Origin of the sequence: Pseudoalteromonas sp. Angola-7 (assembly GCF_028599255.1) — a bacterium.
Lineage (GTDB): Bacteria > Pseudomonadota > Gammaproteobacteria > Enterobacterales > Alteromonadaceae > Pseudoalteromonas > Pseudoalteromonas atlantica.
The window spans coordinates 199231-221847 of the sequence record NZ_JAQREL010000005.1 but is presented as its reverse complement, the minus strand read 5'-3'; the positions used below and the strand labels follow the sequence as shown (position 1 = coordinate 221847).

Sequence of the window (22617 nt, the reverse complement as noted above, 5' to 3'; positions counted from 1 at the left end):
AAAGCATCGCAGGGCGCTTTTATTTTTTCTCTGGCATGCAATAGTTTAATGAAATAGATATTTTATTCTTTACTAACAAACGGAATAATTATGAAAAAAGTAACTATTACCGCTGCAAGTATCGCACTTGCACTGGGCCTAGTAGGTTGCGGTGAAAAACAACAAGAAACGCAAGTGGCCGACACCGCTGCCGTTACAGCACCTGCAGAAAAAACGCTTGAGCTAGGTGTAAACCTTGCCAATATGGATGAGTCGGTTCGTGCACAAGATGACTTTTATTACCATGTGAATGGACAGTGGCTTGCTAAAACAGAGATCCCTGGCGATAAGTCGAACTACGGCTCGTTTACACAGTTATACGACGAGTCGCAAAAAGCGATGAAAACAGCGCTTGAAAGTGCCGCTAATAATAGCAGTGCTAAAAAAGGCAGCGATGAGTACAAAATTGGCGCTTTTTACAAAAGCTACATGGATAAAGATACACGTGATGAGTTAGGTATTACACCTTTACAACCTTCACTTAATACCATTGATAGCCTAGATTCAAAAGCTGATCTTGCTCCTTTAATGGCTAAAATTCAACAGCAAGGTGCGAGCTTACCATTTGGCTGGTTTGTAAATAACGACGCTAAAAATTCAAGTGAATACGCGCTGTACTTATCGCAATCTGGACTTGGCTTACCTGATCGTGACTATTACTTAAAAGATGATGAAAAATTTACTAAAATTCGCGCATCTTACGAGCAATATATAACCGATATTTTAGCTAAATCTGGCGTTGAAAATGCCGCTGATGCCGCGAAAAGCGTTATCGCATTTGAAAGCGCTTTAGCTGAGGCGCAATGGAGTAGAGTACAAAGCCGTGATGCAACTAAGTCATACAATAAAATGACCGTAGCTGAGGCAAATAAGCTAACAGGCGACTTTGATTTAGCTGCGTTTTTCAAAAGTGCTGGGGTAGATACCTCAGACATTATTGTACGTCAGCCAAGCTACTTAGAAGGGTTTGCTGATGTGTACAAAGAAACAGATTTAGCAACGTGGAAAAACTACTTAAAGTTTCATTTTGTAAGTGGTTACGCGCAGTTACTGAGCACTGACTTGGTTGATCTTAAATTTGATTTTTACAGCACCACATTACGCGGCGTAAAAGAGCAAGCGCCACTTTGGAAAAAAGCGGTTGATGCATCTAACAGCGTACTTGGCGAAATTTTAGGAAAAGTATACGTAAAAGATAACTTCCCGCCTGAAGCAAAAGCACGCATGGAAGAGCTGGTAGATAACGTTATTAAAGGTTACGGCGTTGCTATTGAAAACCTTGAGTGGATGAGCCCTGAAACCAAGCTTGCAGCCCAAGAAAAGCTAAACAAATTTACCCCAAAAATTGGCTACCCAGATAAGTGGAAAGACTACTCACAGCTGAGCATTAACCCTGATGAATTAGTGGGTAACTACATACGTTACAGTCAGTGGGCTTATAGCGACATGATTGCTAAATTAGGCAAGCCAGTGGACCGCTCTGAGTGGCACATGACGCCACAAACAGTGAATGCTTACTACAATCCAGTAAATAACGAAATTGTATTCCCAGCTGCTATTTTACAGCCACCGTTCTTTAATTTAGAAGCCGATGACGCTGTAAACTACGGTGCAATTGGCGCAGTAATTGGCCATGAGCTAGGCCACGGTTTTGACGACCAAGGAGCTAAATACGATGGTGACGGTAACTTACGTAACTGGTGGAGTGAGTCTGATCTTAAACTGTTTGAAGAGCGTACCGGTGCGTTAGTAGCGCAATACAACGAATATAAACCGTTTGAAGATGCGGGTGTTAACGGTGAGCTTACCCTTGGCGAAAACATTGGCGACCTAGGTGGTTTAACGGTGGCTTATAAGGCGTATCAATTATCGTTAGGTGAGAACAAAGCGCCTGTTATTGATGGCTACACCGGCGATCAGCGTTTCTTTATGGGTTGGTCACAAATTTGGCGTCGTAAGTACCGCGATGAAGAGCTACGTAACCGCTTAATGACAGACCCGCATTCACCAAGTCACTACCGTGTTATCGGTATCTTGTCGAACATGCCTGAATTTTACCAAGCGTTTGACGTAAAAGAAGGCGACAAAATGTATATCAAACCAGAAGACCGCGTAAAAATTTGGTAATTGATAGCCTGTTAGTTAACCTGAATCTGGTTAAGAGATAAATTACCCCGCATTTAGGTTGATAAATAAAAGCCAGTAAGTGTTTAGCTTACTGGCTTTTTTATATTTAAATACTGAGTACTAATACCAATGCGCAATAATACTTAATTTAGGGCTACTGCATGAGTGTTTTATGCATCCAGCTTTGATTGCTTAAAATATTTTTATACAAAGCCAGCTGGTTTTGCGCACGTTCTAAATTATGTTCTGCATGGGTGGTTTTAAAGTACACGTCGTTATTTAAGTAATCAGTTAAAAACCGCACACTGAGCATTAGCGGCATAACTTTAGCGCCAAGTAGCAAACTTGCTTGCTCTTTGTTGCTAATAGCCGATTTAAGGGGGGCAAGGTAGCCTTTAACAAGCGCTGTAAATACCTCTTTGCGAATAACCACTTTATCAAGATTAATCGAATCTTCTGCCTCAGCGCAGCAAAATGTGCGCACCATGTCTCCAAAGTCATACAATAAAAAGCCTGCCATACACGTATCTAAATCGATAACTGCTTTTGCTTTATATGTATTGCTGCAATACAACATATTATTTATTTTAGTGTCGTTGTGGCACACCCGGGTGGGCAAATCGGCTGTCACGTCAGCGAGTTCTTTTACCAAATGCTGTTGTGCAATGCAGTAGTCAATGTCGTTTTTACACTGCTGCAGCCGCTCTTTAGTGGCGTTGCTAATAGCTGTATTAAGCTGCTCAAAGCGCATAGCTAAGTTATGGAAGTCAGTAATAACAGGGTAGAGACTTGATGCGTCAAAATCGAGCAAGGCACGTGTAAAGGTGCCAAATGCAAATGCGGCTTGCTGTGCGTGATGGGGCTCTGTAACCACATCTTCGCTAATACTTTGGCTAATAAAATTAAGCACGCGATAGTACGCGTTGTTAATTGTAATAAGGTATTCACCTTGGCAAGTACTTATATGCTTAACAATGTCGAGCGGGTAAGTATTTGCTTGTTGTTTAGCGCTTAGGTGCTGCTCAATTAACTGTGCGTTATTAACCAGTTGTGCTGGTTTTTTAAATACATGGGTATTGAGCTTTTGAACAACAAATTGCTGCGCAGCATTAGTTAACAGCCACGTGGTGTTTATATGTCCGCTGCCTAAAGAGCTCACCTGAGTAAGCTCAGGGTTTAGCGCTAATAGCTCACTTAATTTATTTTGTATTGCTGTATTCATGTGCTTTAGGCGTATCGCGCTTGTATTTTTTCGATAATCTCGGCGTTAGCAGCAGGGAACTCATAGTTACTAAGCTCATTAATAGCGACCCATTCACTTGGTTGCCCTTCGGCGCCATGTGCTTCACCGCTAAAGTTACTCACAACGTGAATATCAAGTTTTACACATTTATCGCCATAGTCATGTTCAATCACCATCAGTTGGCTAGAGCTGTGAATGGTAATGCCAACTTCTTCACTTAGCTCACGCTTAAGTGCAGCAAATACGCTCTCGCCAGCTTCTACTTTCCCGCCTGGAAATTCCCATAAGCCACCTTGATGTTGCTCATCAGCGCGCTTGCAGATAAAGATGGCGTTATTTTTTTTTATTACGCCTACCGCTACATTTACAATTTTTGTTGTCATGTTTTTTCTCCATAAAAAAAGCGACGCTAGCGTCGCTTTTTAATTACATACAATGCGTCGTTACTTTAATTTACCACAACATTGCTTAAACTTTTGTCCTGAGCCACACGGACACGGATCGTTACGGCCAACTTTAGGCGCTGTTCTTGCCATTACAGTTGCGCTTTGAGGTGCTTCACCGCCTACATGTTCAGCTTCTTCGTGTTGGTACTCGCGAGGGGCATTTTCACTTTTACGGTGTTGCTCTTCTACTTTTTCAACATCTTCTTCGGCACGAACTTGTACTTTACTTAAAATGCCCACTACATCAACTTTTAAGTTTTCAAGCATTTCGGTGAATAGCTCAAACGACTCGCGCTTGTATTCTTGCTTAGGATTCTTTTGTGCATAGCCACGTAAGTGAATACCTTGGCGTAAATGATCCATTGCAGCAAGGTGATCTTTCCAGTGCTGATCAAGACTTTGAAGCATAATCGCTTTTTCAAACTGACGTAGTACAGAGTCGCCAACTTGCTCTTCTTTTTGCTTGTAAGCTTGCTCAACCGCTTGCTCAATACGCTCACGAAGTTTTTCTTCGTATAGTTTATTGTCATCAGCTAACCACTGCGTGATAGGCAGCTCAATCAGGAAGTCTTGTTTTAAGCGCTCTTCAAGGCCTGGGATATCCCACATTTCAGCAAGGCTTTGTGGTGCAATGTATTGATCAATAACACCTGCAAGTACATCACCACGGATTGCTGTAATGGTTTCTGAAATATCGCCTTCTTCAAGCAGCTCGTTACGTTGAGAGTAAACAACACGACGTTGATCGTTTGCTACATCATCGTATTCAAGCAATTGTTTACGTACATCAAAGTTACGTGCTTCTACTTTACGCTGAGCGTTTTCAATTGCACGGTTAACCCAAGGGTGCTCAATGGCTTCGCCGCGTTGCATGCCTAGTTTACGCATCATGTTAGTCATGCGCTCGCCGGCAAATATACGCATTAGCGCATCATCCATCGATAAGTAAAAACGGCTAGAGCCGGCATCACCCTGACGACCAGCACGGCCACGTAATTGGTTATCTATACGGCGCGATTCATGACGCTCAGTACCAATAATGTGTAAACCGCCAGCGTCAATTACTGCATCGTGACGAATTTTCCACGCCGCTTTAATTTCAGCAATTTGCTCATCTGTTGGGTTTTCTAGTTTTTCAACTTCGCTGTTCCAGTTACCACCAAGCACAATATCGGTACCGCGACCGGCCATGTTGGTTGCAATTGTTACAGTACCTGGTAAACCAGCATCCGATACGATGTCAGCTTCTTGCGCGTGGAATTTAGCATTAAGTACGTTGTGCTTAATTTTTTCTTTGCGTAAAAACTGCGATAAATACTCAGAGCTTTCAATCGAAATAGTACCTACAAGCACAGGCTGCCCGCGCTCTTGGCAATCTTTAATATCGGCTAAAATAGCTTCGTATTTTTCTTCTTGTGTTAGGTAAACTAAGTCGGCGCGATCATCACGGATCATCGGCTTATTAGTTGGCATAACAACCGTGTCTAGGCCGTAAATAGATTGAAACTCAAATGCCTCAGTATCGGCTGTACCTGTCATACCGGCTAAGGTTTCGTATAAACGGAAGTAGTTTTGGAACGTGATTGAAGCCAGTGTTTGGTTTTCGTTTTGAATTTTTACACCTTCTTTAGCTTCAACAGCTTGGTGTAAACCTTCAGACCAACGACGACCTTCCATTGAGCGCCCTGTGTGCTCATCGATAATAATGACTTCGTTTTCTTTAACAACGTAATCAACATCTTTTTGATAAAGCTTATGAGCGCGAAGTGCTGCATATACATGGCTTAAAAGGGTAATGCTACTTGCAGAGTAAAGCGAGTCGCCTTCTTCAATTAAGTTACGTTCAGTTAATAAGTCTTCAACTTTAATTTGGCCGCGTTCAGTTAAATGAACTTGCTTAGACTTTTCGTCAATTGTGTAATCGCCATCGCCTTCAATGCCTTCTTCGTCTTCTTTTTCTTGAAGCTCTAAAAGCGGCACAATTTTGTTGATTTCGATGTATAGCTCAGAGCTATCTTCAGCCGGACCTGAGATAATAAGTGGTGTACGCGCTTCATCAATTAAGATTGAATCCACTTCATCCACTACTGCATAAAACAGTGGGCGTTGTACGCGCTCATCAATGCTAAATGCCATGTTGTCACGTAGGTAGTCAAAACCAAACTCGTTATTAGTACCGTAAGTAATATCGGCACTGTAAGCTTGTTTTTTCTGTTGTGGCATCATGCCAGGTACGTTACAGCCCACAGTAAGGCCTAAGAACTCAAATAACTCGCGGTTTGTTTCAGCATCACGTTTAGCAAGGTAGTCGTTCACGGTAATTACGTGCACGCCTTTGCCTGTTAAGCCATTTAAGTAGGCTGGAAGTGTGGCTGTTAGGGTTTTACCTTCACCGGTACGCATTTCTGCAATACGACCTTGATGTAAAACCATGCCGCCTAATAGCTGTACGTCAAAGTGACGCATGCCATTTACACGCTTTGACGCTTCGCGTACCACAGCAAATGCTTCTGGTAGAATGTCGTCAAGGCTTTGTCCGTTATCGTAACGTTCTCTAAACTCAGCTGTCTTAGCTCTTAAATCTTCATCAGAAAGCGCTTCTAATTGCGTTTCTAGCGCATTAATTAGCGCGACCGTCTTTCTTAGGTTTTTAATAGTGCGGTCATTGCGACTACCAAAAATCTTGGTAAATAAATTAGATATCATGATAAAACCGTTACAATGTATTCTTTGTTAACCGAGTGTCGGCTAACCCATTTTTTACAATTGGTAATTAATATGTACTTTTACATAACCTGTAGAACATATTAATTAGCAATTTTGTATTAAAGAGCCTCAAAGCACTGTTTAATACGTGTGCTACTATACCAGACTCTGCCAAACAACAAACTATCTCAACTAAAAGATGTGTATTAAAAACAGAAAAATTTGATCTGATGCGTAAAAACCACTTTAACTGATTTAATTACGCTAAAAAATAGCAGCAAGTTGTGAAGATATGGTGTTAAAAAATTTAAAAACAAGAGTGCTAGGGCATGCGGGCCTTGGGTGATTGAAATTCATTCAATCCACAATGCTCAACACGCCCTAGGTGGGTTAATTTTATACTTAGTTACCCACCTTATTACGCTATGTATTTAAAGCTTAAACTGATTAACCGTTTTGTTTAAGGCAACAGCAAGGTCGCTTAAATCGCGCGCTTCATCTGCTAAAATATGTGCGTGATCAGCGGTGCTGTTTACTAAGCCATTAATTGCTGCAAGGCTGGTATTAATGTCCTCTGCGACAACGGTTTGTTGCTCGGTTGAAGTGGCAATTTGGTGGCTTTGGTCTTGCACTTTAGTTACCGACTGAGCAATGTTTTGTAATGAACTTAGCACTTCTTTTGTTTGCGATACTGAGCCTTCAGTTTGCTCTTGCCCTTGTAGCATCATTACCGACGCTTGTTGGGCAATTTGCTGTAAGCGAGAAATCATATTACGAATATCGTCTGTTGATTCTTGCGTACGGCTTGCCAGTGAACGTACTTCATCAGCAACTACCGCAAAACCACGGCCATGCTCACCTGCACGCGCAGCTTCAATGGCGGCATTTAGAGCAAGTAAGTTGGTTTGATCGGCAATGGAGTTAATTACATCCACCAATGCACCAATGTTATTACTTTCTTGCTCAAGCCCTGCTACCACTTTAGACGCTTCACCTATGTGTAGCGCAAGTTCGGTCATCACACGTTGTGCTTGAGTTGAGCGGTCAGCCCCTTCGGCAGTAATAGCTTGTACTTCTTCGGCGGCGCTGTTGGTATGCTGTGCGTTACGCGATATTTCAAGTACAGTGCTGGCCATTTCGGTCACGGCGGCACTTACGCTGTCTACTTGTTGTTTTTCTTGCTGTATTTCGGTGTTGGTTTGAGCAGATACGTTTTTAAGTTGCGCTGCGGCATTGGTTAACTGCTCAGCTTGTGCGGCTGTTTCTAGCATCATGGCGCGCAGCTTATCAATGAATGTATTCATGTGATTGGCAAGCTGGCCGACCTCATCCTGGCTGGTAATATTAATCTTTTGGGTTAAATCGCCTTCGCCCGATGCAATATCACGCATTATATTAGTTAAAGTGGTAATAGGCTGCGAGATCATGTGGGTTGCCCATAGTATCATTGCTAAAATGATCACTAAAATAATCACCACTGCGGTGGTTGTGGTGGTAACCGCCTCATTAACGGGGGCTTCAATCATGCTGGTTGGGATCAGTATACCTACATACCAATCTAGATAAGGTTGCTCTAGTTGTAAGCGATGATACACCACATAATACTCTTCTCCTTTTAAGGTCACCAATTGGCTGCCTTCGAGGTTATTACGCATTTGTGCATTAAGCTCTGTAAAGCCTGAAGTATTATTAAACTGGCTTTCAAGGCCATCTAGCCCTTCTTTACCTTTAGGGCCTTCGTCGGTGTTAGACAGCTTATGGCCGGTAGCATTTGAAAAGTGCACAACCTTTTGATTGCCATCGAGTAAAAAGCCATAACCTTGGCCGTTAAAGCGAATACCTTCAACCATATCGTTGATTTTATTAAGCTGTAAATCAACGCCGCCCATACCAATAAGTTTACGCTGTGCGTTGTATACCGGCTGTTGTACAACTGCTGAGGCAACCCCAGTGGTTAAATCGACCGATATAGGGCCTACGTAAAGTTTATTAATTTGCAGGGCTTCTTGCCACCAACCACGTTTATAGGCGTAGTAAGGTTGGCCATTGTAATGGCTGGTACGCTCGTTTTCTTTAAAGTATTCACCGGTGGTTGCTGATGCGAAAAACGCCGACAGTACATTTTCGTCATTTGAGCTAATGCGTACAAAGTCTTGATTAACTTCGTTGTAACCGGGGGCGTTTTTAATCGGCTGGTCGCGAGTATCCCAATTTTCAAAAAAATTAACTAAATGCGGGTTATTAACAAACGTAGAAACCAGCTTGCCATACTTTGCAAAGTAGCTTTGCATTGAAAGTTGTTCGCTTTGTAGGTAGCTTTGAGCTTCGCGCTCAATGTTTACTCTGGAAAGGTTAGCGATGTGATTTACAAAAAATGTTGAAGCAATAATTAGCAAAATGGTGATGGTGCCACCAATCAATAATAATATTTTCTTCCGTAATGATAAATTATTTAGCATAAGTGCACGTATTATTGTTTTTTAGTAGGTTGTATCTAATCATATCTTACTTTAAATCTCTATGAAGTTAGATAAAAAGCACTAATTATGCGTTTAAAATGAAGGGTTATGCAAAAATGGAAACAAAAGCTAATAAATTAGTAGTATTAGGCGCAGGCTGGTTGGGTCATACTTTGTGCCTACAAGCTAAACAGGCGGGTTGGCAGGTACAAGGTACGCATAGAAGTGATGAGCATACAGAGGATTTTCAGCGTCAATTTGTACTGATTGATGGGCAACTAATACACCAAATAGATTTACACGATGCTTACTGGGTGTGTGCAATCCCCCCACGAAGCAGACACAGTGAAAGTAACTACCCAGAAACACTAAGCGCTGCACTTTCACTTTCTAAACAATTAAATGCAAAGGGCTTTATTTTGTGCTCATCTACCGGTGTGTACGACCAAGAGCCAGGTGTTTACACTGAAAGCAGTGAAATAAGTTGTACTAATGAGCGACAAATAAAACTATACGATGGCGAAGAAAAGGTGCTTGAGCAAGATGGTAAAGTTCTGCGTTTAGCAGGGTTATTAGGACCTAACCGCGAGCCGGGGCGCTTTGTTGCTGGGAAAGAATTAAATTCATCGAGCCAGCAGGTGGTTAATATGGTGCATCAACAAGATGTGATAAACGCCATTTTTGCGGTAATAGAAAACTATAATTCGGGGCAAAATATTTATAACGTGGTAAATCCATCGCACCCAACTAAAGCGAATTATTATGCACAAAAGTGTGCAGAGCATGGCGGCGAAATGCCAACCTTTACCAGTAATGAAAGTGCTGAGCGCAAAGTACTTGGCTCAGCAATTGAAGCGTTAGGTTTTAGCTATCAGCATGGAATTTAAAATGCGATGGTAGTGGGTTGTGGTGAATAAAGTCGCACAATGCCCCTTGTGCTAAAAGCGTATTGGTTGCGTCTATATCGGGGGCAAAGTAACGGTCTTTATCGTAGTAACTTACATGCTCGCGCAGCAGAGCTTTTGCTTTTTCTACTTGTGGTGAAGGTTTAAGTGGGGCTCTAAACTCAAGCCCTTGAGCAGCTCCAAGCCATTCAATTGCTAATACCCCGCGGGTGTTATTGGCCATTTCCTTTAAGCGCCTTGCTGCAAAGGTTGCCATAGAGACATGATCTTCTTGATTTGCTGATGTTGGCAGGCTGTCTACCGAGGCGGGGTGCGCAAGCGATTTGTTCTCGGAGGCAAGCGCAGCTGCGGTTACTTGGGCAATCATAAAACCTGAGTTAACTCCGCCGTTTTCAACTAAAAAAGGTGGCAGTGTAGAGAGGTTTGAATCAATAAGTAGCGCGATTCTTCGCTCTGCCAGCGCGCCTATTTCGGCAATCGCAATGGCTAAGTTATCAGCGGCCATGGCAACGGGCTCTGCATGAAAGTTACCACCGGATATAATATCGCCCACATCGGCAAATACCAGCGGGTTATCGGTAACGCCGTTTGATTCACATAACAACACCTCTGCGGCGTGGCGTATTTGTGTTAAACACGCGCCGAGTACCTGAGGTTGGCAGCGAAGGCAGTAAGGGTCTTGCACTTTTTCGCAGTTTACGTGAGATTGGCTAATTTGTGATTCAGTACTAAGTAGCTCTCTAAATACACTGGCCGTATCAATTTGGCCGCGTTGCCCCCGTATTTCGTGAATGCGTGCATCAAAGGGCGCACGGCTACCCATTGCGGCTTCTATGCTAATAGAGCCTATAACACAGCTTTGTGCATATAAATCCTCTGCTTTGAAAAGCCCTTGTAACGCAAACGCGGTAGAGGCTTGTGTACCATTTAACAGTGCCAGCCCTTCTTTTGCGCCTAATGTAAGAGGTGAAAGATTGGCAATTTTTAGCCCTTGAGCAGCACTTATAATTTCACCTTTGTGGCGCATTTTGCCTTCACCTAATAGTGGAAGGCACATATGAGCAAGAGGCGCTAAATCGCCCGAAGCACCCACAGACCCTTTTTGTGGCACGCACGGGTACACTTCACTGCACAGTAGTTGCATAAAAAATGCGATCACCTCTAGGCGTATCCCTGAGTAGCCCCGAGACAAAGAGTTCACTTTTAAGGTCATCATTAGTCTTACAGTGCTGTCGTCCATGAACTCCCCAATACCGGCAGCATGCGAAAGTACAATACTGCGCTGCAGTAGCTCAAGCTCGTCATCTGCTATTTTTGTATTGGCTAATAAGCCAAAGCCGGTGTTAATACCGTACACCGTTTGGCGTTTGTTTATTACGTTTTGAACAGTTTGTGCGCTGGCCGCCATTTGTGTACTGGCGCCATCGACTAAGTTAAGTGTGACAGCTGAGTCATTAATTTTTCTTAGGGTGCTTAAATCTAACTGCCCTGGTGTGAGAGTGTGTGAAATCATGACTATTCCTTGTTTAGCATAGGGAGATCTAGGTGGTGCTCTTGCGCGCAATTTTTTGCAATGTCGTAGCCTGCATCAGCATGGCGCATAACGCCGGTAGCAGGGTCGTTCCAAAGCACGCGAGCGATGCGTTGCGCAGCTTGTTCACTACCATCTGCAACAATAACCACGCCTGCGTGCTGGCTAAAGCCCATGCCCACTCCGCCGCCATGGTGCAGCGACACCCACGTTGCGCCACCCGCAGTATTAAGCAAAGCATTAAGTAACGGCCAATCAGAAACGGCGTCTGAGCCATCTTGCATACTTTCGGTTTCACGGTTGGGGCTTGCTACAGAGCCAGAGTCGAGATGATCACGACCAATTACAACCGGCGCTTTAAGCTCGCCATTTTTAACCATGTCGTTAAAGGCCAGTGCAAGGCGAGCTCGGTTTTTTAAACCAACCCAGCATATACGCGCTGGCAAACCCTGAAATTGAATGCGCTCACGCGCCATATCAAGCCAGTTATGTAAGTGGGTATCTTCTGGGATAAGCTCTTTCACTTTTGCATCGGTTTTATAAATGTCTTCGGGGTCGCCTGAAAGCGCAACCCATCTAAATGGGCCAATTCCTTCACAAAATAACGGACGGATATAAGCAGGCACAAAGCCCGGAAAATCAAACGCGTTAGTAACGCCTTCTTCAAATGCCATTTGGCGAATGTTATTGCCATAGTCGGTAGTGGCAGCACCGGCTTTTTGAAGTGCTAGCATGGCGTTTACTTGCACTGCCATAGATTGCTTAGCGGCTTTAACCACTGCCTGTGGGTTTTGTTCACGCATTTTTGCTGCGTGTTGCATGTTCCAACCTTGCGGTAGGTAGCCGTTGAGTGGGTCGTGCGCTGAGGTTTGGTCGGTCACTATATCAGGGGTAATATTACTGTTTGCCAGTGCAGTAAAAATATCGGCAGCATTACCTAATAAGCCTACCGATAACGCCTTGCCTTTAATGCAAGCATCGGTAACTAGCTCAAGCGCGTGCTCAAGTGTCGTGGCTTTTACATCAACGTAGCCGGTTTTAATTCGAAAATCGATACGGGTTTCGTCGCATTCCACAACTAATGCGCTAAAGCCTGCCATCGTCGCGGCGAGTGGTTGTGCGCCTCCCATACCGCCAAGGCCTGCTGTTAAAACCCATTTACCTTTTGCATTACCGCCAAAGTGTTGCTTTGCCATTGCTACAAAGGTTTCGTAAGTGCCTTGCACTATGCCTTGTGAGCCAATATAAATCCAAGAGCCCGCGGTCATTTGCCCATACATCATTAAGCCTTTTTTATCGAGCTCATTGAAGTGCTCCCAATTTGCCCAATGTGGCACCAAGTTAGAATTAGCAATGAGAACGCGCGGCGCGTTTTCGTGGGTTTTAAATACGCCCACGGGCTTACCCGATTGCACAAGCAGGGTTTCGTCGTTTTCGAGCCTATCAAGGGTTTCAATTATTTTATCAAAGCTTGGCCAGTCTCTTGCCGCACGGCCAATACCGCCATATACCACTAACGCGTGAGGGTGCTCTGCCACATCAGGGTCTAAATTGTTCATTAACATGCGTTTAGCGGCTTCTGTTTGCCAACTTTTAGCGCTAATTTTATCGCCATGAGGCGCGCGGATTTCTCGGTGTGTGTCGAGCCGGTTGTTCATGAATTTCTCCTGTTGTATATACAAGATGGTCAGCTACAAAAAAACGCCCTTGAGCGTTACGTTGTTATTATTTTTTAAATGTTAAGTGCCCGCCCAAACGGTATTTACTGCCCGGTGATACTAAGCGAGCAAAGCTCACTATGCCTTTTGTAGACCAAGTACGACGAATAACCTGTAAGCAGGGCTCTTCGTTATACAGGTTAAGCCATTGGCACATTTGCGAGTTGGGCATAACCGCTTCTACTGTGTGGCGCGCTTGTGTGAGCGGCGCTACGCTCGATAAGTATTCATGCGGGGTGAGGGCGCTAAAGTCTTGTTGTAAATAACCCGCGGCTAAAGCTGGGTTTACAAATCGCTCTTCTACTTGCAGTGGTTTGTCGTTCTCATTGTGTACAAGCACACTGCGATACACCACGCTATCTACTTCAACGCCAAGCGCAATGGCTATGGGTGCTACCGCATTGATTGATTCAAGCACTTGCACACTACAGCTGTATTGCCCGTTACGTTCTTTTACTTCATCGGCTATGTTTTTAATTTCAAGTAGTGACGACTGCGATTTAAAACTGGCTACAAACGTACCTAACCCTTGGCTGCGCGTTAAAATACCGGCATCTGTTAATTCGCTCAGTGCACGTCGTGCGGTCATACGGCTTACAGAAAATTGGTTGCTAAGCTCGTTTTCTGAAGGGACACGTTGGTTTTCTTGCCATGCTCCATTTTTTATTTTATCGACAATAAATTGTTTTATTTGTGCAAATTTAGGTGTGGTCATTACTATTATTAGCTGTACTTAAAATAAACTATTTAATAAAGATGGCATAATTATCTTGTATATACAAGGTGTATTGTTAGACTGTATTTTAAGCACGTTAGGGAGCTAAGTATGCAAAATAAAACAACGGGTTACGCCTTGGAAGATCTCGACTTATTATTGACTGATGCCAACATAGCAACCATGGATAGCGCAATTGATGCACCTTATGGGGCTATAGAAAATGCGGCACTGGCGATTAAAAACGGCGAAATTGTATGGTTAGGTGAGCAATCAAACTTACCCAGTTTTGATGCCTTTGCTACCCCTACATTAAGTATTAAAGGGCAATGGTTAACGCCTGGGCTTATTGATTGCCATACACATTTAATATTTGCAGGCTCCCGAGCTGAGGAATTTGAGCAGCGCTTACAAGGTGTAAGCTATGAACAAATAGCTGCACAAGGTGGCGGTATAGCCAGTACTGTTAAGGCCACTCGCGCGGCAGATCATGAGCAGTTATTTGTTGATGCAAAAGATCGCTTAAACACTTTACTTGCCGAGGGCGTAACGACTGCTGAGATAAAGTCGGGATACGGGCTTGATGTTGAAAACGAAATAAAAATTTTAGAAGTGGCGCGTTTGCTTAATGAGCATCATCCTATTGATATTAAAACCACGTTTTTAGGTGCACATGCGCTACCCCCTGAATACAAAGGCCGTGCAGATGAATACATAGATTTAGTATGTACGCAGATGCTTGAGCAGGTAGTGGCTAATAACCTTGCCGATGCTGTGGATGTATTTTGTGAAAATGTAGGCTTTAGTCTTGCACAAACAAAACAAGTGTTTGATGCAGCTACAAAACATAACTTGCCGGTAAAATGCCATGCTGAGCAGCTTTCTAATCAGCAGGGCGCACAGCTGGTGGCTGAGTATAAAGGCCTTTCAGCTGATCATATTGAGTACCTTGATGAAAACGGCGTAAAAGCCATGGCAGAGGCTGACACTGTGGCTGTTTTATTACCTGGGGCTTTTTATTTTTTACGAGAAACACAGCTTCCTCCCATCGATTTGCTGCAAAAATACAATGTGCCTATTGCTATTGCCAGTGACTTTAACCCAGGAACCTCGCCTTTATGTTCTGTGCAATTAATGATGAACATGGCATGTACTTTATTTAGGCTCACCCCTGAGCAGGCCCTTGCGGGAGTAACCCGCAATGCAGCGCAGGCACTAGGTTTAAAAGACAGAGGCGTGCTAAAGGTTGGGGCAAGGGCTGATATTGCGCATTGGCAAATAAGTCACCCTGCACAATTAAGTTACCAATTTGGCGTAAATAAACTGTTAAATCTATGGATTTTGGGTAGAATTAATTAGTTTGTATTATTTTTGTCCATATTTAACATGCTTTTATTAAATTTTATAGCTAATGGAGTGGCGTAAGCTTGAGTATTTTGACTGACAGTAACTTTCCAATATTTTTTAGCGGCGCGCTGTTAATGGCGATGGTCGCTACATTATTTGCGGTTAAAAATACCAGTATTAAATTTAGTTACTTATGTACAGGCGCTGTCGGTTTAGCCATTTTAAGCAGCGGTGCTGCTTGGTTAGCAATATTGCTCGCTTTTGGTTTTTGCTTTCATTTATGGCAAGCGTTTGAGCGTAATAGTTGGAGCATGATTATCACAAGCGCCGTTTCAGGGTTGCTATTTGTGGTGTTGTTTTCAGCGCATTTACTCATGGACGTGCCCCTATTTTGGGTGGTGGTGGCTATTATTCTGCTAGCGGTTGTAGGGCTAATGAGCGAGGAAGAAGAGCCCAAAGTTGAAGATTCGCATAACATTAATGAGCCTGAGCCGTACCAAGATGACTCTCCTCTTGCTGCATTTGCAGATAAACAGCAGTTACGCCAGGGCTATTACAGCTGGTGTAAAGAAAAACAGCTAGAAGCAGCACTGGTGATTGTTCGTTTAGAAGGGTTTGAGCAAGTTAATCAGCACATAGGCAGAGATTTTGGTGATTTGTTGTTGGCACAATCGGCCAACAGAATAAAAGACTTACTAAATAACGACAATGTGATTGATTTAGGTGGCCAAGAAAAGTTGGCGCATTTAGGGGGTCTTAACTTTGCCTTTATTTGCAGCTTAGCCGTGCACAAACATAGCCATGAGCACATCATTGAGCAAATTATTGGCGCAACACTTAAGCCGTTTAACGTCGCTAACTGTACCGTAGAGGTAAAAGCAAGGGCGAGTTACGTTAATTGCGATGAGCAAGACGCTAACTTTAATAACTTAGTATCGTGTGCATACTTAGCCCTTGATAGTCAGCCTAAAAAAGCAGTGGTTGTGTACCATCAACAAATGATGATTGAGCAACTTGAGCAGCAAGCCCGTTTAAAAGAGCTGGCTAATATTGATTTTGTAAGCGAGCTTGAACTTTATTTTCAGCCTATTATCCGCAATGACGACGGCCAAATTGAGTTTTTAGAACTTCTGTTGCGTTGGCAGCACCCTCAACAAGGTATTTTATCTGCCCACCGATTTATTGATGATATTCATATTGCGGGTTTAGCTTACCCACTAGCTAAGTTTGTTATAGAGCGGGCCGCAGAGCTTGCCATGGCGTTGCGTATAGAGGGAATTGCTATTCCGCTGAGCATTAACTTATTTGGCCCCGAAATGCTGAACGAAGAGTTTGTTGAGTTTGTAGATAGTGTGGTGAGTGAGCACAACTTACAGCACGGAGATTTAATTGTTGAATGCCCGCTGCATATATTCACAGATTTAGATAATAAGGGCCGTGCGATGATTGCCCGATTAAATAATATAGGCTTAAAAATATGCGTTGATGGGTTAGGCGATAACCCCATTGTTCTTTCTAAGCTGCCAAATCTAGCTGTTGAATACATTAAGGTAGCGCCATCGCTTACTGCAGATTTTAGCAATCAAAATAATATACGCAGCCTAGTAGGCGGTATGGTTGAAATGCATAACCAACAAAATACCAAGGTTATTTTTGAGGGCGTTGAAACCTTAGACCAATTAAAGTTTGTAAAAAGTTTAAAAGCGCACGCAGCACAAGGTTATTATTTTGGCCACCCGTTAAGCAGCATTGGCTTAATGAGTTGGCTAAAGCAGTGGCAGGCTCACCAAACACAATAAGTTTTGTCAAGCTGCAATAATTATTTTGTAAGGGAAATTCAGCAATTCACTGCGATAGAATTACTCACTTATGAGCGTATAGCGTGCAAAAGTGAGTTATACACCTGCCAATAGCAAGCTCAATTAACTCACCATTTTTAGCTAAGCCAGTAAGGCAATTTGGCGGCCTTAAAAATACAGCGGTTAATTAAGCTAATTACAATTAACGCGTTTTTGCATGTAAGTAGGCATTAACTAATGCACTAATAATTTGCCCACAGCTTTGCATACCTGCTGTTAACCCAGCTGGGTGATTTAGCGGTGCAGCTTCACACAAATGTAGGTAGTGGGCTGTGCTGTGTTTTGCTGTTAAATACACATAATGCTCAGCATCACTAACGCTAAAGCCGCAGCATGTATACGCGCTGGCCGGTAAAAATGAAATACTGTCTAAGTCGAGTTCAATACCAAGTGGCGCATTATTAAACGCTGCTAAGGCGTGCTGTATGGCATCGGTTAGTGATATTTCTCGGCGTATATTAATAGCTTGATAGCTGTGAAAACTACATTGATTTTGTGCGATTAAGTCAAAAATGGCTTGGTTATTTTTTTGCTCATGCAGGCCAATAATATGATATTGCTGCAATGCATTTTTCTTCAAGGCATAGCTAAAGCCATTGCCGCTGTGGCGACCTTCGCAAGGCCGTAAATCTGCATGGGGATCAAAATTTATAGCGTTAACTGAAGCCCCACTATGTTTGCTTAAAGCACTGAGTATGCCAAAGCTATTATTGTGCCCACCACCAATAATAATAGGCTCAAGGCCCGCATTAAATATAAGCGTTACTACCGCCTCTACTCGCTCATCTATTGATGCGCATAGTTTACGTAGTTGAGCCAGCTCTTCAGCATGCTGGTTATTTAAGCCTTGCGCTTGCACCATTACATCATCAACGTCAATTTCGCCTAACAGCAATACCTGCTGGGTCGCGTTAAACTGGTTAACTGGTAGGTTCAAAAAGTATTGTAAAAAAGCGGGCCAAGCTTGATGTGAGCCGCCATTGCCTAAATTAGCGCGAGGGCCTATATCTTCACATATACCGATTAATACGTAGCGAATACCAAATTGCGCTGCATCGTTAAGGGCTTGTTGTACATTTACATGGGTGTCTAATAGGGCAACAGACTGCCAGGTTTTTGTTTCGTTAACGCGTGTGGAGCAGTAGGGTTTAACGGCGTTTTCATCATACACTTTTAAGGTAGGGTGCACTGTGTTGAATCCGTGTTGAGCAGCAAAAATTATTCAGGTGGCGTAAGCAGTGCTCTGTTGAGCACTGCTTGTTACTTTATTCTTCGATAACTTCTAGTTCAAGTTCTTCTGCTGATAATACAATGCCAGTACTATCTGCATAGATAAAATCATCATCAAAAAACGACACACCAGCAAAGTTAACGCCAATACCATCTTCACCAGCGCCTTCGCTGTCGGCGGCCACAGGAATTGATGCAATCGCTTGAATACCTAAATCAATTTCTTCTAACTCATCTACATGACGCACAGCACCAAATACAATAATGCCGTTCCAGTTGTTATCAAGCGCAAGCTCTGCAAGTTCAATGTCGATAAGGGCGCGTCGTGTTGAGCCACCACCATCGATAAGTAGTACTTGATCAGTACCGTCTTGTGAGAGTATTTCACGGATCAGTTCATTATTTTCAAAACATTTAACCGTTTTAATTCGGCCGCCAAACGTGTGTCGACCACCAAAGTTGATGAACATCGGTTCAAGCACGTCAACCACATCGGCAAAAAAGTCACATAAGTCAGAAGTGCTGTAATCCATTATTTTATCCTCAAAGGGTACATAAGTTACCCTCAGTATACCCTCCTTATATGCAATAACAACGACTTAATAGCAGTAAATTTATTCAAAAAATACCGAAATTAGAAATGGCAACAATAGTGTCTTAAAAGCGTCACTCAATTGTTATTTTCTGCCACTAAGCTTTAACTATGGTTAGATATTGTGCAGATAAGGGTAAATAATGAACGACAATAACGTGCTTAAAAAAATGGCTCAAATGGATGAACAACTCTTTTTAACTCTGTTTAATTATAATTCACCCAAATGGCTGAAAACGGCTGCACTTGGTTTATCTAAAAGTGGTAATGGTGGTTTATATTTACTTATGTGTGGCGCTATTTGGTGGCTAAGTACCAATGAGCAGCATCAGTTATTGCCAATATCAGTGTTACTGGGGTTTGCAATTGAAAGGCCTATTTATTTTTTAGCAAAACGTAGCTTTGGCCGAATCCGCCCCTGTGATTGCTTAGTCAGTAATGCGTATATTGTGCCTAGTGACAAATTTAGTTTGCCTTCGGGACACAGTGCAGCAGCATTTTTAGTTGCGGTAATATTGAGTCACTTTTTTGCAGAGTATGCGTGGCTTTGGTTTAGTTGGGCATCGGGGGTGGCGGTTTCTCGCGTAGTATTAGGCGTACATTTTCCGGCAGATATAATAATAGGCGCCGTTATTGGCAGTTCATGTGGTTTATTTGCGCTAGCTTTGGTGGTGCCTGTATGAAGATATTATACGGCATACAAGGCACAGGTAATGGCCACATTACGCGCGCCCGTGTTATGGCAAGTTGTTTTAAAGAGTTAGGTATAGATGTAGATTACGTTTTTTCAGGACGCCCTGAAAAAGACTACTTTGATATGCAGGAATTTGCTGATTACAAAACCTTTCGGGGGTTATCGTTTAGCACTAAAAACGGCCAAGTAAAAAGCTATCAAACATTAAAAAATGCCCGAGTGTGTAAGTTAGTTAACGATATAAAATCATTTAATGTAAAAAAATACGATTTCGTCTTAAATGACTTTGAGCCTATTTCAGCTTGGGCTGCAAAGCGCGCAGGCGTGCCTGTAGTTGGTATTAGTCACCAAGCGGCTTTTTTATCTAATAGTGTGCCTATGTTTGGCCGCGGTTTATTTAGAAAATCTCTCATTAAGCACTACGCGCCAGCAAGCACCTATTTAGGCGTACATTGGCAGCCCTTTGCAGATAATATTATACCGCCCTTTATTGCAAACCATGACCATGGCAATCCTGTCGCCGTTATGAATAAAGTGCTGGTGTATTTGCCCTTTGAGAACCTCGACAACATTATTGATTATCTAAAGGACTTCCCAGAAAAAGAGTTTTACTGTTACCACCCGCATGCGCAGGATAAATCCCTCGGGCATATTCATTTGCGCACTCCTTCACGAGCGGGGTTTTTAAACGACTTAGCAAATACCAGTGGCGTAATTGGTAATGCAGGCTTTGAGCTGGCAAGTGAGGCCTTAAAGCTTGGGAAAAAATTATTACTTAAACCTCTCGATGGTCAGTTTGAACAAGATGCAAATGCACAAACATTGCGGGCGATGAAAATGGCTCATGTAATGAATTATTTAAACCCGCAAGCGCTGGATGATTGGAATAGTGCCCCGCAAAACAAACAAATTAATTTTCCCAGTGATCCTGCCCCTTTGGTTAAATGGCTACTTAATAAACAGTGGCATGACACTCACTCATTGCATAAAGATTTATGGGGGAATGTTAATCTGAAAGCATGAGTTATATGTATAAAAAGTTAATAAAAAGTTCAATATAAAGCGCCAGAACGTACTACACTATTAGTGCATATTAAATATAGGTGTTTTCAATGAATTTTTTACAAAACTTAACCATTAAAAGGCGTTTGCAACTTAATGCAGTGGTAGTCGGTCTGGCAATGGTCATTTTGTTGTGTGTGATAATTTATGAGTCACGCGTAACACTCAATCTGAATAAAACAATTCAGCTTGCAGAAGAGCTCAACGTACATGCACTAGAGCTTAGAAAGCATGAAAAAAACTTTCTTTTTTACAAGCAGCAGGAAGCACTTACATCATTTGATAAGGATTTTAAACAGCTAAGCACTAAAATCAAAAAGCTGCAGGAGGTAATGCAACAGCAGGGCATTACCACAGCGCAAATTGAGCATTTTCATACGCTTATTACTAACTACAATAACAATTTTTCAGAGGTTGTTAGGTTACAGCAACAGATAGGTTTAAACCCTAAAGATGGGTTATATGGCAAGCTCAGAAATGCAGTGCACGAAGTTGAGGTGCTATTAAAAGAGCAAGATAACTTTGAGCTTTTATCGGCAATGCTACAGCTGCGACGCGCTGAGAAAGATTTTATGCTGCGCTTTGATGCAAAATACTTAACTCGCTTTAACGAACTTATTAGTACGTTTAAACAAAAAATTACCCAAGCTGATTTACAAAGTAGTTATAAGTCGCAAATCAGCCCTTTAATAGATACGTACCAAAGCGCTTTTCAAAATCTTGTAAAGGCACAAACGCAGTTAGGGCTCGATTTAGACTCAGGTGCACTAGGCGTTATGCGTATTAACGCAGAAAAAAGCAATCAGGTTGTTGGTCAAATTGTTGAGTCAACCAAGCTGGAAGTAGAGAAAAGCGTTGACCAAGCGCAGTTTATTGCCATCGTTGTATTTGTTATTTCGGGCATTATAGTGTTGGCGCTGGTGTACTTTACTAGCCACTCAATTATTGTGCCTATTGAGCGGGTATATCACACCATAAACGACATACGCCGTAATAACGACTTAAGCGTAATGATAGAGCAAACAGGTAATGATGAAGTTACCATTATGACGTCGGACTTTAATAGTTTAATTGGCGATTTTAAAAACCTCATAAACGAAGTGAATACCGCGCTTAATACGTTAAATGTGGCAACAGAGCACTTATCTGAAAGTACCTCTGCAACAAGTTCAGGCATGCAAGAGCAGTTACACGAAGCGGATATGGTTGCCACTGCGGCTACGCAAATGCAGGCAACGATTCAAGATATTTCTCATAATACCGAAGCTGCCGCTAAAAAAGCAGAGTCAACCAATTTAAGCGCGCAGCAAGGGCGAAATGAAGTAGACTCTACGGTTAAGCAGATACGCGATTTATCTTCGTCGTTAGGTAACGCATCAAGTGTGGTATCGCAACTTGAAAAAGACGGTGAAACCATAGGCTCAGTGCTCGATGTAATCAGAGGCATTGCAGAGCAAACCAATTTACTCGCATTGAATGCCGCGATAGAAGCCGCTCGTGCTGGTGAGCAAGGGCGAGGCTTTGCTGTTGTAGCGGATGAAGTACGCTCGCTTGCGCAACGTACACAAGAGTCTACCAGTGAAATTGAAGGCATTATTAATACGCTTCAGCAGCGCACGCAAGAGGTAGTAAGTATTATGCATCAATGTCGCTCGCAAGGTGATGAAAGTGCTTCACAAGCTATTAAAGCGGGTGATTTACTCGGCGCTATTACCGAAGATGTGCAAACCATAATGGAAATGAGCACTCAAATTGCCGTTGCTATTGATGAGCAAAGTCAGGTGGCATCAGAGGTGAACAAAAATGTAGTACGCATTAGAGACATTGCCCAAGATGCCTCTGAGCATGCAGTTAATAATGCGCAAACCAGTGAAGAAGTCTCTGAACAAGCGCGCGTATTATTTGCGGCTATTGATAAGTTTAAAGTGTAATACAGTGTAGCGT

Annotated in this window: 16 protein-coding genes; 7 read left to right on the top strand and 9 right to left on the bottom strand. The window is 42.7% G+C overall.

Annotated elements, in window-relative coordinates; translation table 11 throughout:
* The first annotated feature begins 90 nt into the window (after positions 1–90).
* Positions 91–2166 (top strand): M13 family metallopeptidase, encoded by a 2076-nt coding sequence (locus PSH50_RS09760; protein WP_273586610.1) that lies wholly within the window; start codon positions 91–93, stop codon positions 2164–2166.
* A 154-nt stretch (positions 2167–2320) separates the two neighbouring features.
* On the opposite strand, the gene PSH50_RS09755 is transcribed toward PSH50_RS09760, so the two are convergent.
* The 4 genes from PSH50_RS09755 to PSH50_RS09740 form a co-directional block, all read right to left on the bottom strand.
* Entirely contained in the window at positions 2321–3388 is a 1068-nt protein-coding gene (locus tag PSH50_RS09755; protein ID WP_273586611.1) for a phosphotransferase enzyme family protein, read from the bottom strand.
* Between the two features lie 5 nt (positions 3389–3393).
* On the bottom strand, positions 3394–3792 hold the full coding sequence (gene mutT / locus PSH50_RS09750) for an 8-oxo-dGTP diphosphatase MutT (protein WP_004589320.1): 399 nt from the start codon (positions 3790–3792) through the stop codon (positions 3394–3396).
* A gap of 60 nt (positions 3793–3852) precedes the next feature.
* Positions 3853–6561: a preprotein translocase subunit SecA gene (secA, locus tag PSH50_RS09745; RefSeq protein WP_273586612.1), complete on the bottom strand. Its 2709-nt coding sequence runs from the start codon at positions 6559–6561 to the stop codon at positions 3853–3855.
* 431 nt (positions 6562–6992) lie between these two features.
* Positions 6993–9020, bottom strand: coding sequence for a methyl-accepting chemotaxis protein (locus tag PSH50_RS09740; RefSeq protein WP_029773386.1), 2028 nt, complete (start codon positions 9018–9020; stop codon positions 6993–6995).
* A 116-nt stretch (positions 9021–9136) separates the two neighbouring features.
* Here PSH50_RS09740 and PSH50_RS09735 point away from each other — a divergent pair, with 116 nt between their 5' ends.
* Complete coding sequence (locus tag PSH50_RS09735; protein ID WP_273586613.1) at positions 9137–9907, top strand: NADP-binding protein; 771 nt, start codon at positions 9137–9139, stop codon at positions 9905–9907.
* On the opposite strand, the gene hutH is transcribed toward PSH50_RS09735, so the two are convergent.
* The 3 genes from hutH to hutC form a co-directional block, all read right to left on the bottom strand.
* Complete coding sequence (gene hutH / locus PSH50_RS09730; protein WP_273586614.1) at positions 9885–11438, bottom strand: histidine ammonia-lyase; 1554 nt, start codon at positions 11436–11438, stop codon at positions 9885–9887. The two genes, PSH50_RS09735 and hutH, sit on opposite strands and share 23 nt — an antisense overlap.
* Before the next feature lie 2 nt (positions 11439–11440).
* Positions 11441–13114 (bottom strand): urocanate hydratase, encoded by a 1674-nt coding sequence (hutU, locus tag PSH50_RS09725; RefSeq protein WP_273586615.1) that lies wholly within the window; start codon positions 13112–13114, stop codon positions 11441–11443.
* A gap of 67 nt (positions 13115–13181) precedes the next feature.
* Positions 13182–13889 (bottom strand): histidine utilization repressor, encoded by a 708-nt coding sequence (gene hutC, locus PSH50_RS09720; RefSeq protein ID WP_273586616.1) that lies wholly within the window; start codon positions 13887–13889, stop codon positions 13182–13184.
* A 111-nt stretch (positions 13890–14000) separates the two neighbouring features.
* Between hutC and hutI the strand changes: the two genes are divergently transcribed.
* Both hutI and PSH50_RS09710 read left to right on the top strand, forming a co-directional pair.
* Positions 14001–15248, top strand: coding sequence for an imidazolonepropionase (hutI, locus tag PSH50_RS09715; RefSeq protein WP_273586617.1), 1248 nt, complete (start codon positions 14001–14003; stop codon positions 15246–15248).
* A 122-nt stretch (positions 15249–15370) separates the two neighbouring features.
* Entirely contained in the window at positions 15371–17035 is a 1665-nt protein-coding gene (locus PSH50_RS09710; protein ID WP_273609605.1) for a GGDEF domain-containing phosphodiesterase, read from the top strand.
* Between the two features lie 202 nt (positions 17036–17237).
* Here the strand turns inward: PSH50_RS09710 and PSH50_RS09705 are convergent, their stop codons facing one another.
* Together PSH50_RS09705 and rraA are read right to left on the bottom strand one after the other, a co-directional pair.
* Positions 17238–18284 (bottom strand): formimidoylglutamase, encoded by a 1047-nt coding sequence (locus PSH50_RS09705; protein WP_273586618.1) that lies wholly within the window; start codon positions 18282–18284, stop codon positions 17238–17240.
* A gap of 76 nt (positions 18285–18360) precedes the next feature.
* A complete protein-coding gene (rraA, locus tag PSH50_RS09700; protein ID WP_004589330.1) occupies positions 18361–18858 on the bottom strand; it encodes a ribonuclease E activity regulator RraA in 498 nt (165 codons plus the stop codon).
* A 202-nt stretch (positions 18859–19060) separates the two neighbouring features.
* Between rraA and PSH50_RS09695 the strand changes: the two genes are divergently transcribed.
* The 3 genes from PSH50_RS09695 (at position 19061) to PSH50_RS09685 (ending at position 22604) form a co-directional block, all read left to right on the top strand.
* Positions 19061–19600 (top strand): phosphatase PAP2 family protein, encoded by a 540-nt coding sequence (locus PSH50_RS09695; RefSeq protein WP_024031314.1) that lies wholly within the window; start codon positions 19061–19063, stop codon positions 19598–19600.
* Complete coding sequence (locus PSH50_RS09690) at positions 19597–20634, top strand: MJ1255/VC2487 family glycosyltransferase (RefSeq protein WP_273586619.1); 1038 nt, start codon at positions 19597–19599, stop codon at positions 20632–20634. Before PSH50_RS09695 ends, PSH50_RS09690 begins: the two co-directional genes overlap by 4 nt.
* Before the next feature lie 89 nt (positions 20635–20723).
* Positions 20724–22604: a methyl-accepting chemotaxis protein gene (locus PSH50_RS09685; protein WP_273586620.1), complete on the top strand. Its 1881-nt coding sequence runs from the start codon at positions 20724–20726 to the stop codon at positions 22602–22604.
* The last annotated feature ends 13 nt before the right edge of the window (positions 22605–22617 follow it).

Excerpts from the sequence above, each read along its gene's own strand:
- mutT (WP_004589320.1), bottom strand. The coding sequence starts at position 3,792 with ATGACAACAAAAATTGTAAATGTAGCGGTAGGCGTAATAAAAAAAAAT.
- PSH50_RS09710 (WP_273609605.1), top strand. The coding sequence starts at position 15,371 with ATGGCGATGGTCGCTACATTATTTGCGGTTAAAAATACCAGTATTAAA.
- PSH50_RS09695 (WP_024031314.1), top strand. The coding sequence starts at position 19,061 with ATGAACGACAATAACGTGCTTAAAAAAATGGCTCAAATGGATGAACAA.
- hutI (WP_273586617.1), top strand. The coding sequence starts at position 14,001 with ATGCAAAATAAAACAACGGGTTACGCCTTGGAAGATCTCGACTTATTA.
- hutC (WP_273586616.1), bottom strand. The coding sequence starts at position 13,889 with ATGACCACACCTAAATTTGCACAAATAAAACAATTTATTGTCGATAAA.
- PSH50_RS09735 (WP_273586613.1), top strand. The coding sequence starts at position 9,137 with ATGGAAACAAAAGCTAATAAATTAGTAGTATTAGGCGCAGGCTGGTTG.
- PSH50_RS09760 (WP_273586610.1), top strand. The coding sequence starts at position 91 with ATGAAAAAAGTAACTATTACCGCTGCAAGTATCGCACTTGCACTGGGC.
- PSH50_RS09755 (WP_273586611.1), bottom strand. The coding sequence starts at position 3,388 with ATGAATACAGCAATACAAAATAAATTAAGTGAGCTATTAGCGCTAAAC.
- hutH (WP_273586614.1), bottom strand. The coding sequence starts at position 11,438 with ATGATTTCACACACTCTCACACCAGGGCAGTTAGATTTAAGCACCCTA.
- secA (WP_273586612.1), bottom strand. The coding sequence starts at position 6,561 with ATGATATCTAATTTATTTACCAAGATTTTTGGTAGTCGCAATGACCGC.
- rraA (WP_004589330.1), bottom strand. The coding sequence starts at position 18,858 with ATGGATTACAGCACTTCTGACTTATGTGACTTTTTTGCCGATGTGGTT.
- PSH50_RS09685 (WP_273586620.1), top strand. The coding sequence starts at position 20,724 with ATGAATTTTTTACAAAACTTAACCATTAAAAGGCGTTTGCAACTTAAT.
- PSH50_RS09690 (WP_273586619.1), top strand. The coding sequence starts at position 19,597 with ATGAAGATATTATACGGCATACAAGGCACAGGTAATGGCCACATTACG.
- PSH50_RS09740 (WP_029773386.1), bottom strand. The coding sequence starts at position 9,020 with ATGCTAAATAATTTATCATTACGGAAGAAAATATTATTATTGATTGGT.
- hutU (WP_273586615.1), bottom strand. The coding sequence starts at position 13,114 with ATGAACAACCGGCTCGACACACACCGAGAAATCCGCGCGCCTCATGGC.